12 protein-coding genes and 1 tRNA gene are annotated in these 12,667 nt (G+C 62.3%); 11 read left to right on the plus strand and 2 right to left on the minus strand.

Annotation, left to right across the window (positions count from 1 at the left end; all coding sequences use genetic code 11):
• Positions 1 to 37: 37 nt before the first annotated feature.
• The 6 genes from GJE22_RS01110 to GJE22_RS01135 all read left to right on the plus strand — a co-directional run bounded on the left by GJE22_RS01110 (position 38) and on the right by GJE22_RS01135 (position 4,384).
• Complete coding sequence (locus GJE22_RS01110; protein WP_186297371.1) at positions 38 to 226, plus strand: class III signal peptide-containing protein; 189 nt, start codon at positions 38 to 40, stop codon at positions 224 to 226.
• 341 nt (positions 227 to 567) lie between these two features.
• Positions 568 to 942, plus strand: a complete 375-nt coding sequence (locus GJE22_RS01115; RefSeq protein WP_144687310.1) for a hypothetical protein — start codon at positions 568 to 570, stop codon at positions 940 to 942.
• A gap of 93 nt (positions 943 to 1,035) precedes the next feature.
• Positions 1,036 to 1,263, plus strand: a complete 228-nt coding sequence (locus GJE22_RS01120) for a hypothetical protein (protein ID WP_144687308.1) — start codon at positions 1,036 to 1,038, stop codon at positions 1,261 to 1,263.
• Positions 1,264 to 1,297: 34 nt separating this feature from the next.
• Entirely contained in the window at positions 1,298 to 1,780 is a 483-nt protein-coding gene (locus tag GJE22_RS01125; protein ID WP_235895732.1) for a TadE/TadG family type IV pilus assembly protein, read from the plus strand.
• Positions 1,752 to 3,797, plus strand: coding sequence for a hypothetical protein (locus tag GJE22_RS01130; RefSeq protein ID WP_144687306.1), 2,046 nt, complete (start codon positions 1,752 to 1,754; stop codon positions 3,795 to 3,797). Before GJE22_RS01125 ends, GJE22_RS01130 begins: the two co-directional genes overlap by 29 nt.
• A gap of 161 nt (positions 3,798 to 3,958) precedes the next feature.
• Positions 3,959 to 4,384: a hypothetical protein gene (locus tag GJE22_RS01135; RefSeq protein ID WP_144687305.1), complete on the plus strand. Its 426-nt coding sequence runs from the start codon at positions 3,959 to 3,961 to the stop codon at positions 4,382 to 4,384.
• Positions 4,385 to 4,870: 486 nt separating this feature from the next.
• On the opposite strand, the gene GJE22_RS01140 is transcribed toward GJE22_RS01135, so the two are convergent.
• Both GJE22_RS01140 and GJE22_RS01145 read right to left on the minus strand, forming a co-directional pair.
• Positions 4,871 to 5,992 carry an IS1249 family transposase gene (locus GJE22_RS01140; protein WP_144687304.1) on the minus strand — a complete coding sequence of 374 codons (1,122 nt, stop codon included), beginning with the start codon at positions 5,990 to 5,992 and terminating at the stop codon, positions 4,871 to 4,873.
• A 273-nt stretch (positions 5,993 to 6,265) separates the two neighbouring features.
• Positions 6,266 to 6,338, minus strand: a tRNA-Phe gene (locus GJE22_RS01145).
• A 201-nt stretch (positions 6,339 to 6,539) separates the two neighbouring features.
• On the opposite strand from GJE22_RS01145, the gene GJE22_RS01150 reads away from it, so the two are divergent.
• The 5 genes from GJE22_RS01150 to GJE22_RS01170 all read left to right on the plus strand — a co-directional run bounded on the left by GJE22_RS01150 (position 6,540) and on the right by GJE22_RS01170 (position 12,604).
• Positions 6,540 to 7,601: a glycoside hydrolase family 5 protein gene (locus GJE22_RS01150; RefSeq protein WP_144687303.1), complete on the plus strand. Its 1,062-nt coding sequence runs from the start codon at positions 6,540 to 6,542 to the stop codon at positions 7,599 to 7,601.
• Positions 7,602 to 7,619: 18 nt separating this feature from the next.
• Positions 7,620 to 8,537 carry a 16S rRNA (cytidine(1402)-2'-O)-methyltransferase gene (gene rsmI / locus GJE22_RS01155; protein ID WP_144687302.1) on the plus strand — a complete coding sequence of 306 codons (918 nt, stop codon included), beginning with the start codon at positions 7,620 to 7,622 and terminating at the stop codon, positions 8,535 to 8,537.
• Between the two features lie 153 nt (positions 8,538 to 8,690).
• Positions 8,691 to 10,313: a methionine--tRNA ligase gene (gene metG, locus GJE22_RS01160; RefSeq protein ID WP_144687301.1), complete on the plus strand. Its 1,623-nt coding sequence runs from the start codon at positions 8,691 to 8,693 to the stop codon at positions 10,311 to 10,313.
• A gap of 375 nt (positions 10,314 to 10,688) precedes the next feature.
• On the plus strand, positions 10,689 to 11,642 hold the full coding sequence (rsmA, locus tag GJE22_RS01165) for a 16S rRNA (adenine(1518)-N(6)/adenine(1519)-N(6))-dimethyltransferase RsmA (RefSeq protein ID WP_144687300.1): 954 nt from the start codon (positions 10,689 to 10,691) through the stop codon (positions 11,640 to 11,642).
• Positions 11,639 to 12,604, plus strand: coding sequence for a TatD family hydrolase (locus GJE22_RS01170; protein WP_144687299.1), 966 nt, complete (start codon positions 11,639 to 11,641; stop codon positions 12,602 to 12,604). Before rsmA ends, GJE22_RS01170 begins: the two co-directional genes overlap by 4 nt.
• Positions 12,605 to 12,667: the final 63 nt, after the last annotated feature.

Below are 12,667 nucleotides of genomic sequence, written 5' to 3' on the forward strand. Positions count from 1 at the left end.
GTTTTCCATGAAAAGGGACATCATTCGCGTGCGCGTGATGCATGCCATAAACAGACGGCTGGGCGAAGTAAGCAGACTGGCTGCAGAAGAAAAGGCGCAGGGAACGACGGAGTACGCCATTTTGGTTGGCGTGTTAGTTGTAATCGCAATAATTGCGATCATCGCATTCCGGGATAGGGTCAGCGAGCTCTGGAATGCCATATCAGACGGCATTAACAGTTTGTAGCGCGTCGAATGCGTGAGCGTGGCAAAGACTTCGTGCGCTCGCAGGGAAGATCGCGGGCATCGGCTGGGGACGAGCTGCGCACCGGCGGTTCTCTCAGAACGCGGCTTGCTTGGTGCGCCGCCCCCTTGCTCTGCCTTGCGGTGATTGCTGCCTCCCTGTTGGGGTTTGGGGCGATTGCGCATGGGCGGTTAGAGGATACGGCGGCGCACGGGGAGGTGTCGCCTGCTGTTGAAGAGGGCGTCCAAGGGGAACGCGCTTCTAGCGGTGAAGACTCTATCGATACATCCGCTCGAGCCGATGGCGCAGGAGGAGGTGACGCTTCATATGGCCAGGATTCTTTGTTGGGGCGCTCGGGTGCGAGGGAAGAGGAAGCGGGTGCCGGCGACTCCCATGCTTCGACAGCTGCTTCGCTTCTCGCCGAGTTGGATCGGCTTTCGGCGGATCGCGAGGCGGGAGAAGGCCAGGTGGCGGTTGCGCTTCGCATGGACGAGGGACTTGTTCCTGCAGCCCGCTCTGTGCTCCAGGTGTATCAGGGCGTCGAAGGCGCCCGCCTGTATTCCAGTGGCTACCTCGACCTAAAGGGAAATGCTTGGGGCGCCATCGTTCAGGCTCGTTCTGGCTGCATTGATGTGGTTACGGTAGCCGCCTTGGAAGAAGATTCGGCTTCGACGGTGCGTGCGGTTCGGATGTTCGCTACAGACGATGCAGAGGATTAGGTTCGGGCAGGAGGAGGGCCATTCCAAGCGTGTCGCCGGTGCGGGCGCTTGCTGGGTTCGGTCTGGTGAGGGGGGCATCTTGGGGAGGGAGATATGGACGATAGAAAGCACCGCGCAATCGTCCTGCGCGAGATTGCCGAGGAATCATGTGCCCAAGCAACGCTTGAATATGCTCTCACCGTCATCGCTTTCATGGCGATGGTCTCGGGCTTGGCGTTACTTTGGCATGCGGGCGCGGACGGAGCGCTCGCGCGCGCAGTCGAAGAGGCAGCGTCGCATGCGCTGGATGGGTTGGGGTTGCTGGATATCTCGCTGTATTAGGCAGGGGTTGCGGCGGCCCGGGGAGTCAGCCGCCTTGAGCGCAGCGCATGAAGAGCGCGCCCAGGCAACGGTGGAAGCCGCAGTGCTCCTGCCGGTCTTCCTCACCCTGCTGCTTCTCGCCGTGCAGCCCGTTTGCGTGCTGTACACGCGCGCCGTGATGGAGTCTGCGGCGGCGGAAACAGCGCGACTGATGGTTACGGCTGAAGGGGAAACGGACGAGAGCATTCGGGCATTCGCTCTGAGGCGTCTGGCAGCTGTACCCGATATCTCGATATTCCATGCAGGAGGTCCGCTCGCATGGGATATCGAGATGCAGGCGGCATCGAGCGGGGACGGCGAGGTGATGGTTTGCATTACGGGTGCGGTAACGCCGCTGCCGGTAATCGGAGCCTTCGCGCATGAATTCGGTGCGGTGAACGGCCAGGGAGATGTGGAGATGTCGGTCCAGGCGAGCTATGACGGCAGGCCGAGTTGGCTGGAGGGCGATTATGGAACGTGGACGCAGCGCTGGGATTGATCTGTTTCTTGAAGACGGCGCGTATACGACGCTCACCTCTGCGGTGTCGATTCTTGTGATTCTCTCTTTGCTGTTTGCCATCGCGAGCGGGATTTGGAGCATGTCGCGAGCCGGAGATACCCAGGTGGCGGCCGATGTGACCGCGCTTGCCGGGGCGAACGTCGTGTCGTCGTATCACACGGCGGCTACGGTGCTGGACGCCTCGGTGCTGAGCATGGGGCTTGCGGGGCTCTGCGTAACGGGTGCCGGGCTGGTTGGGCTCTTGATCCCAGGCGTGAACGCGGTCGCGCCTCAGACGATTAATGCGGGATTGCGCATGCTCGAGGCCCGCAACAAGTTGGCAACCTCGGCGTCGAAGGGGCTAAAGGCGCTCGAGTCGTCGTTGCCGCTCGTCATTGCTGCAAACGGCACACGCGCGTGCGCGGCTCAGGGAAGCGATGAGGTGGTGTTCACGGGGACCGCGCTTGCCGTGCCGCTTTCGTCTGGCTCCGATTTCCCCGCGCTTGAGGGGGAGCAGGTTTCCACGGAAGGCATCGAGAGCGCTGCAGGAGAGCTCGACGAGGCCGCCCAAGAGCTCGCCGCAGCCGCAGAGGAAACGGCGAAGGCAAAAGAGGAGGCCTGGCTTGCTGATTGCGGCAGCGATGGGCGGAACATGCAAGAGCGTGCCGGGAAACTCTCGGCGCTTTCCGGCGCGGAAAATCCCGACTACGCCTCGAGCATCACCTGGGAGCCCGAGGTCGCGCTCAATCGAACGCGGTCATATTACGCCTGGCGTCTCGAGCACGACGAACCGGAGAACGCAAGCGTCGAGGCGGCTGCCGATTCTGCTGCCCGTAAGGCGTTCTATCGATATGCGGTCGATCATTTTCGAAGCGCCCATGTCGTTGAGTCTGGCGGCAGGGTGACATCGACGGCGGAGCTCTTGCCGCGCAATACCGATGAGGTCCGCAAGACAACGCTCTATACCGAGAGCGTGTGGCCAACGACTCGCGAAGGAAGCGGGCTTGTCCTTCATTATGGGGAGGCTTGCCCCGGAGCTGAGGGTGCCGCCGGACCGTTGCGATCTCTCGCCGATGTCGAGACGGGAGCGGTTCGCGAATGCCCTGTGTGCCATTTCGGGATCGGCGATGTTGGAAGGGTCCCTGCTGCATCGACTTCGATTGACAATGGCTACGAATACCATTTGCGCGCCTTTACCGAGGCTCTCGATGCATACGTATCATGCCGAAATCGGGAGCTCGAGCTTGAGCGGGCGGCGCAAGGTGCGGCGGAAACGGCCGGCGACGCCTTCGATGAGGCGCTTTCGGTTCTTTCGACCAAGCGGCCGCGCATCGCTCCTCCCGGAAGATATGGCGTGGTTTCCCTTGTGGTGTCGAGCGAGCTGTCTTCCCCGGACGGCCTTGACTCAACGTTCGCCGAAAGCCCGAGCCTGTCGCGACGGGGTGCGCTGTCCGCTGCCGTGCTCGCGCCCGATGCCGCGACCAATACGAATAACGTCTTGTCGTCGTTCTTCAGCTCTCTTGAGCATAGAACCGGCGGAGGCGGTGCGGTTGGATTGATTGATGACGTTATGGGGTTATGGGGCTCGCTGCTCGTTTCGTACGGGGATGTGAGTGCCGGGCTATCGGCGCTCATGGATGATCTTATCGGCGGGCTATCCGCTGTTGGGATGGGCCCCATAGCGTCATGGCTGAGTGACCGGATTGACAGCGCGGTGCGCGGCCTTGGCTTCGAGCCGGTAGACCTGAGTTCGCTTAAGCCGGTTCTTACCGATAGCGGTAATGTTCTCTCCCATGCAGATGTTCCTGCCCTAGCTAACGCTCAGGAGCTTTTGCGCTCCATTCCCTTGGGAACGACCGACCCCTCGGCGCTGTTGCAGGCGCTTCAGTACGAAGTCGGCGAAGAGGTTTTGTCCGCGTCTTTCACGATCGCGGAGATTCCCCTGCCGGGCGGAGGGTCAATTCCCCTCACCATACGCCTTTCGGATGTGGTCGGGTCGGCGGAGGGCAAACCATGATGCGTTCGCGATCACATCCGCGTTTGCTTGCGATAATGCGCGGGAAGTGCGCTGCGCACTCTTTGCTGCGGCGTAAGGGTGGCATACGGCTGGCGTTCACGGGCCGAGCCAATCATCGTTGCAGCTTGGTAGGGGAAGAGCGCGCGCAGGCGACTGTTGAGATGGCAGTCGTCGTCCCCGTACTCCTCGTTCTTGCGCTCATCGTATACAACATCATGTTGTTTGTAGCTGCGACAGCTCGGTTCGATCGAATCGCCCCCGATATCGTGGCCGCGCATGCCGTTTCGCCCTCGGGTGAAAGCGACGGCTCGACGGATGACAGCGTGGGTGTGATCGAATCCCAGATAGAGGGTGCCATGGCCGGCTACGACGTGGAGATTGAGGTGACGTGCACCGAAGGGGGAGCTAGTTCAGGGGATGACCTCCTCACCCTGATTGGGGGCTTGCGAACCTATCGATGTTCGATGCGCATGAGGCCTTGGCCGAGTTCTCTTTCCATTGCGGGTGTCGACCTCGGTGCGCCGGTCGCGTTGGCGCATCATCGCGATGTGACGGTCGATCCCTGGAGACCGGGGGTGGTGATGTGATGAAGAGAGAGGGTCGCTCGCACATAAAGAGGCTTGCGAGGGCCAATCGTCTCGATGAGCAAGCAATCCGTCGCGTTGTGCGGCGCCTGGGCTGGGACGATCGCATGGTCGTCATCGCGGCAAGCCCGCTACGCCGGTTGCTTGGTTTGGCGGCGTGCGTTCCATCAAAGATGGATGGGCTGGATGATGCTTCGATCGTCATGGTGTTTCCGAGCTGCGCGTCGGTGCATACATGGTTTATGCGGCGGGCGATTGATATCGTTTTCGCAGGCCCTGAAGGCGAAGTGCTGGCTCGGTTCGATAGCGTTCCGCCGTGGCGCATTCGGTCGTGCCGAGGGGCTTGGTATGCAATCGAGCGGTTCTCTACGGGTTGATAGCGGCGCCCGGCGACAACAACGATTTTTGCTGGTTAATGACGGTACCCGGAAAGACGATGCGGGAAGCCGTTGAGTGGAAAGCGGGTTATAGGACAAAAAGTGTGTCCGGCTAGTCCCAGTCCATCCGGTAGGGCTCCGAGGAATGCAGCTCCGACCACACGATCGCGTCGCCCCACCTGGGGATGGTGCCCTCCAGCCTCTCCCTCTCGTCCATGCGGCCGTAGATCTCGGCGATGGAGCTGTCGGTGGGCATGACGCGCAGGATCTCTGCGGCGGGCAGCGGGTCGGGCGAGTGCATGTAGCACCACCAGAATATCGCCTTGGCCCTGCGCTCGATGGAGAGCCCCCTGTGGTCCCTGAGCATGGCCCTGAGCTGGGCGTTGACGCCTCCCTCTATGCTGTTGCTGGTCGCGGGGAGCGGCCCGTCCGCCGCGAGCCCGGGGTCCAGGTAGGTGAAGAGCGTCCCCGCGTTGACGAGGCGCACGAGGGAGCGGCGCGCCTTCACGAGGCGCTCGTGGACGAGCCTGGGGCGGCCGTCCTCGCCGACGGAGGCCTCCGACAGGAACGCGTCCCAGCGCTCGGACCACGCGAGGAGGGCCCCGACCCACCCGTCGGCCTCCTTGAGCGTCGTGACCGCGAGGAGCGCCTTCGCGAGGCCGTAGAGCTCGGCGCCGGCCTGCGTCCTGGGCCTCGTCGTGGTGTAGCGCCTCACCTGCGAGAAGGCGTGGAAGACGCAGCGCTGGTGGCGCGCGCCGGGCCATGCCTTCTTGAGCGCCTTCGCGAGGCCGTCCCCGCCGTCGGAGACGGCGACCTCGGGCTCGGCGATGCGCGACATCAGCGCAGCCCACGCGCGGGAGTTCTCGGAGCGGCACAGGTGCCAGCCGAGCACGCGCTCGCCGTCGGACGCTATCAGCACGACCGCCTTGCGGCCGAGGTGTATGCCGTCGACGTAGACGACCCTCCTCGGGGCCTCGACCTTCGGCGGCATGGGCCATATCTCCCAGAAGCGGGCCGTCTTCCGCCTGAAGGTCCGCCCGCCGCCCGGCATGTCGGCCTGCCGCTCCCTGGTGAGCAGCCAGCCGAGGAAGGACTCGAGCAGCTTGGCCGAGCTGTCTATCCTGCGCACCGTGCTCGCGCCGCAGGAAGTGCACCTCCACCGCGTCCTGCCCGCGCTCGTCCTGCCGTTCCTCTTCATCCTCGCCCCGCACAGGGGGCATGCGTGAGCCTTCATCGGGAACCCGCCTCATCGACCAACTTCTCAGGTCGTTTCAGCATGGTCTAGCTGGGGTTGCGCGGCAAACCGGACACACATTTTGTCCAGGCGGGCAGTTGGCAGGAACCAATTTCCGGGCCTGATTTAGACGTATCTACCTGCGGATACGGTGCAATATCGGACACACTTTTTGTCCTATAAGCCTGGAAAGCCTCCCCGCGGCATGCCGGGTCGCGGATTGGGCGAAAAAAACAAGAACGGCCCCGTTTCCGGGGCCGCAAACTTCGAAGGTGGTCAGAGAGGGATTCGAACCCCCGACACGAGGATTTTCAGTCCTCTGCTCTACCAACTGAGCTATCTGACCGGGTGCTGTAAGCAGGACAGCTCGATAACTATACCAAATCGACGGTAAGCGTCAAGTCAAAATATGCGATATCGAACAAAGTTCGTTCCATGGCGCTATACTCATAGTTCACCTAGGTGCGTTGGGCGAGTAAAACGCGACCAGCAAGATGGTTTTTTGATTGAATAGGTCGGGCGCGCCGTTGATGAGGAGAGGGAAGCGATGGAGCGAATCCGTGGAGTCAACCTTTCGGGATGGTTCATACCCGAGCCGTGGGTCACCCCCTCGCTGTTCGCCGCCACGGGCGCTTCGAACGAAGTTGAGCTGCAGGTCGCGCTCGGCTCGGTTGCCTACAACGAGCGCATGCGCCAGCATTATGAGACGTTCATCACCGAGGATGATTTCCGCCGCATGTCGGCTATTGGCCTCAATGCAGTGCGCCTGCCGGTGCCGTGGTACGCCTTTGGCTCTCAGGGCGATGGCGAGGTCTATATCCCGCTCGTCGATTACATCGACCGCGCCTTCGAATGGGCGAAAAAGTTCGGCATGCAGGTGCTGCTCGACTTGGCAACGGTTCCGGGTGGTCAAGGAGATTCGAATAATTCTCGGAGCACGCCGGAATCCACAGTCGATTGGCATTCCTCGGCCAACGGGCGGCACATCGCTCTCGGTGTGCTCGACCGCCTTGCTACGCGATATGGTATGCGCGCGGAGATCATGGGCATCGAGCTGCTCGACTCGCCCATCATGAGCGTGCGCAAGAACCTCTTCACCACGACCGATGGCATACCGAGCCACTACTTGCGAAACTTTTACCGCGACGCCTATGGCATCGTGCGCATGCACATGCCCGAAGAGAAAATGGTAGTTTTCTCGGCCTCTGGCTATCCGTCTGCATGGAAGCATTTCATGCGGGGCGACCAGTATAAGAACGTGTGCATGGACGTTCACCTGTACCATTACCGCGACGAGATGGCGATCGACATCACAACGCCCAAGGGCCTCTCGTCTGCGATCGCGCGCAACAGGCGACTGATCAAAGAGGCGCGTGCGGCGGGTTTCCCGGTCATCGTCGGCGAGTGGTCCGGAGCTGCCGTGTTCTCGAACGTGTCGGTCACGCCCGAGGGCCGCGCGGCATATGAGCGCGTGTTCATCTCGAACCAGATGGCGTCGTTTGCGGATGCCTATGGCTGGTTCTTCCAGACTTGGAAGACCGAGAAGCGCATAGCGGCATGGGACGCCCGCGCTGCGCTCGGTACGCTCGAGCGCGCGATGCTCGACTAACGAAACCTCATAGACGCTATGGCTAACCAGGGAAAACTCTTCATTGTGGGAACGCCGATCGGCAATTTGGGCGACCTCTCGCCCCGCGCGGTCGAGGCGTTCCGCGCGGCCGACGCCGTGTGCTGCGAAGACACGCGCGTGACGGGGAAGCTGCTCTCGGCGGCGGGCGTATCGCGGCCGCTCATTCGCTGTGACGAGAACGTGATTGCTGGGCGCGCTCTGTCTTTGGTTGATCGCATGCTGGCGGGCGAGACGCTCGCCTTTGCATCCGATGCGGGCATGCCAGGGGTGTCGGACCCCGGACAGGTGCTCGTGGACGCGGCGCGAGAGGCGGGCGTGCCGGTGGAGGTCGTTCCCGGTCCGGTGGCCTGCGTGACAGCGCTCGTCGCCTCGGGCATACCTTGCGACCACTTCTTTTTCGAGGGCTTCCTGCCGCGTAAGGCGGGGGAGCGCGTGCGACGCCTGCAGCAGCTCATGACGGTGCCGGGAGCGCTTTTGTTCTATGAGTCTCCCCATCGCGTCGCGGCAACGCTTGAATCCGTGGCCAGCGTGTTCCCGACGCGCGTTGCGGCGCTTTGCCGCGAGCTGACAAAGCTGCATGAGGAAGTGCTTCGTGCTCCCGCGCCAGAGCTCGCTTCTCAGGTTGCGGCTCGTATCGAGGCGGGCGAGCCGATGCGCGGGGAGTGCGTGGTCGTGGTGGCTCCGCCGAGTGCGGAGGAGCAGGCCGAGATGGCCGCCCGCACAGCGGCGGGCATGAGCGCGCTTTCCATGGATGGTGCTGCGCCAGATCCCGAGGAGGCTTTGCGCGCCGATATCGCCGAGGGGCTCGCTTCGGGGGAGCCGGCCAATGCCCTGGCCAAGCGCCTCGCCCAGAAGTACTCTCGCCGCAAGCGGGAGGTCTACGCCCTCATCCTCGCATCAGAAGGCGCGATGTGATAAAACGAACCCGGTTCGTTTTATCACTCTCTCAGATCGAGGCAGAATGATAAAACAAACCGGGTTCGTTTTATCATTCTGCGCCCAACGTTCGCCTGCGGTATCATTATCCCCTGCACGTCAGCCCGTCATGAGGGAGAGGACCGCACCGTTATGGAGCATTCGAAGCCTTCGTATTACATCACGACACCCATTTACTACGTCAACGCCAAGCCGCACCTGGGTACGGCGTACTGCACCGTCCTTGCTGACGTGCAGGCTCGTTTCCAGCGCGCATGCGGTAAGGACGTCAAATTCCTTACCGGCATGGATGAACATGGCGAGAAGGTCGCCGAGGCGGCCGAGAAGAACGGGTTCGATTCTCCGCAGGCATGGTGCGACTCCATGGAGCCCGCCTTCCGCGATCTGTGGGAGACGCTCGAGATTTCTAACGACGACTTCATTCGCACCACGCAGCCTCGCCATATTGCGAGCGTGCAGAAGTTCCTGCAGGCATTGCTGGACCGGGGTTATATCTACAAGGGCTCGTATGATGGCTGGTACTGCCGTCCGGAGGAAACCTACTTCACCGAGACGCAGGTGCGCCACCATGAGGAAGACCGCGTAGCGGCTGGGGAGTCCCCGGCCGATCCGGCGCACCCGCTCTGCCCGGATTGCGATCGCCCGCTCGAGCGCATCGAGGAGGAGAGCTGGTTCTTCAAGCTTTCCGAGTTCCAGCAGCCTCTCCTCGACTTCTACGAGGCCCATCCCGATTTCATTCAGCCGGAAACGCGCAAGAACGAGGTCATCTCGTTCGTAAAGGGCGGCCTCAAGGACCTTTCCATCAGCCGCTCCACGTTCGATTGGGGCGTGCCGTTCCCCTTTGACGACAAGCACGTTGCCTATGTGTGGGTCGACGCGCTCATCAACTACCTTTCTGCCGTTGGGTATGGTGCCGAGGGCGATGAGGCTGCCGACAGCCTCGCGTTCCGCTGGCCCGCGCAGGTCCATGTGGTTGGCAAGGACATCATCCGCTTCCATTGCGTCATTTGGCCGGCGCTTCTCATGGCGGCGGGCCTGCCGTTGCCCGAGCGCGTGTTCGTTCACGGCTTCTTGACCGTGCGCAACGAGGAGACGGGCAAGGCCGAGAAGATGTCGAAGAGCCGCGGCAACGCTATCGCGCCGGAGGAGGTCATCGATCTTCTGGGCGTGGAGGCGTACCGCTATTACTTCATGAGCGACGTCGCGCACGGCACGGATGCACCGATCAGCTGGGGCCGCATGCGTCAGGTTTACAACGCCGATTTGGCCAATAGCTGGGGAAACCTCGTAAGCCGTACGCTCAACATGAGCATGAAGTACTTCGACGGGTGCTCGCCGGCGCGCCCGGTGGACCTGGGCGGCGCATCGCCCGTGCGCGATGCCTGCGAGGGCGTGTTCGACCGTTATGCGCAGGCGATGGAGGCTATGGACTACGGCACCGCCGCATCCGAGGTGCTTGCGATTGTCTCGGCCGCTAACCACTACATCGAGGACACGGCGCCGTGGGCGCTTGCCAAAGACCCCGAGAAGGCCGGTGAGCTGGCGAGCGTGATCTGGAATCTGCTCGAGGTCATCCGCATCGCAAGCGAGCTCTACGATCCGTTTATGCCGAAGATCTCGGCCGAGGTTCGCCGCCGCCTGGCGCTCGATCCGGAGCCGTCGCGCGACCTGCGCGATGCCTGCGAGTGGGGCGGCCTGGCGGGTGGCCAGCCCGTCGAGAAGGGCGAGCCTCTCTTCCCGCGCTTGGTCGACTAGCCGCGGCGGAACGCCTGCCGCTTTGCTCCGGTCGGCAGCATTGCGTTTTTTGGTTCTGGTTTGCTGCGCCCTTCTGCGCCGAGTTGCAGGAGGGCGCTTACATGGTATCGGTGTTTTTAGATTGGAAAAGCCGATCTTGGCTAAAAATGTCGATTTATGGCGCTCGGTGTCGCGGGGATAGCGATGGATGCCGCGGTTTGGAGCCAATCTCCTGAGCTTTATTGATGCTTTTGCGGCTTTTGGCTGGTTCAAGGGGCGATCGGACTGCATAGTGTGGGCTACGCTGCCATTCCCAGCGCCATAAATCGACATTTTTAGCCAGAATCGGCTGAGGCTGATGCGTTTGCGCGACGCGCCGCGATGAAAGGAGCTCCCATGACCATATCTCCGCTTGCCAATCGTGTTGCTACGCGCGAGCTGCTTGATGAGTTCGGCCTTGCCACCAAGCATCGCTTCGGGCAGAATTTCCTCATCGACAACCATGTGATCGAGCGTATCTGCGAGTTGGCGGAGCTTACCGGCACGGAGCGCGTGCTCGAGGTGGGGCCGGGCATCGGAACGCTTACGCTGGCGCTCGTGCAAGAAGCGGCGCGTGTCGTATCCATCGAGATGGACAGCGCGCTCGAGCCGGTGCTCGATGCGCACGCGGCGGACTATCCCAACTTCCGCTACCTCATGGGCGACGCTCTTCGCGTGTCGCCAGAGCGCATCGTGGAGGGAGCGGGCGCCCCTCCGACGCATTTCGTGGCGAATCTACCCTACAACGTGGCAGCGACCATCATCTTGGACTTCTTTGAGAAGATGCCCAACCTCGAGCGCGCCGTCGTGATGGTGCAAAAGGAGGTCGCCGACCGCATCTCCGCACAGCCCGGCAGCAAAGACTACGGGGCCTACACCGTCAAGCTTTCGCTCTTCGCACAGGTAACTGGCCGGTTTGAGGTGCCCCCGCGCTGCTTCATGCCAGCTCCGCACGTCGATTCCGCCGTGGTGCGGCTCGATCGCCTTGGGTGCGAAGCGGAGGGCCTTGTTGCGAGCGCCGGCGTTGGCTCCGTGCAGGCACAACATGGCTCAGGTGCAGCGGACTTCGTTTCCAAGGTGTGCCGAGTGGTCGATGCGGCGTTCGCGCAGCGACGCAAGACCATCAGGAATTCCATGGGGGCGAACGGGTTTGACAAAGATGCGCTCGACGCCGCATTCGAGGCCACGGGTATCGCGCCGACCGCTCGTGCCGAGACGCTCTCAACCGAGCGATTCGTTGCGCTTACCCAGGAGCTTGCTCGCCTGAGCGGGCTGCCCGAGCCGGGAGCGCGGGGCAGGGGAAACCGATGACTTCCGCGCCGCTTTCGTTCGCCAAAACGGTCAAGAAAAAGCAACGTTCCTTTGAGCTTCCCGCACCCGCGGCCCCGCTTGCCGATACCCATGCGCACCTCACCTGTTTCTGGAACAAAACGCCCGCCGAGGCGCTTGCACGCGCCGCTCGCGCGGGAGTGCGTTCGCTCGTTACGCTCTGGGACCCCATCGCAGACGACTTCGACTCCTTTCCTGCATTTCGCGCATGGCTTGCCGAACAGCTCGCCGCGGCGCGCGAGCAGGCGGAACGCGAGGGCGCGTCCCTCGACCTTTTCGATAACGTCCGATTCCTTGCGGGCGTGCATCCTTATGGAGCGCTCGATTTCATGAGCCGGGAATCCCAGGTGCTCCGCCAGCTCCGCGAGGCGCTTTTAGATCCGCTGTGCGCGGGGATAGGCGAGATTGGTCTCGACTACCACTTCGACGCGGATGACAACATCGAAGCGGCTCCGCATGACGTTCAGATTGCTTGCATGGAATCGCAGCTCGCGCTTGCCAGCGAGAACGGGGTTCCCGTCGAACTGCATCTGAGAAACGATGCGGGCGACGAAGCTCGCGAGGCGCACGCAGATGCCTACCGCGTGCTGCAAGAGCACGGCGTGCCGCAGGCTGGCTGCGTACTCCACTGCTTTACTGAAGATCTGCCCACTGCGGAGCGCTTTTTTGGTCTCGGCTGCTATATAGCGTTCGGCGGGGCTGCGACGTTCAAGCGCAACGAGGGCATTCGCGAGGCCTTCGCCGCCTGTCCGCTCGATCGTATCTTGTTCGAAACCGATTGTCCTTATATGGCCCCCGAACCCATTCGAGGGGTGGAGTGCGAGCCCGCGATGATCGGATTCACGGTCAATGCGCTCGCCCACGACCGTGCTGAGCGTGCGGGCGAGGACCCTGGCCTGGTCGCGCGCGCCGCATGGGAGAACGCACGCCGACTGTTCTACTAAATCGATGCTTCCAGAGCGGGTATAACAACTGCACGAAACGATGCTGAGAAGCGGGGGCTTTCC

Source organism: Enorma shizhengliae (assembly GCF_009676995.1).
Classification (GTDB): Bacteria; Actinomycetota; Coriobacteriia; order Coriobacteriales; family Coriobacteriaceae; genus Enorma; species Enorma massiliensis.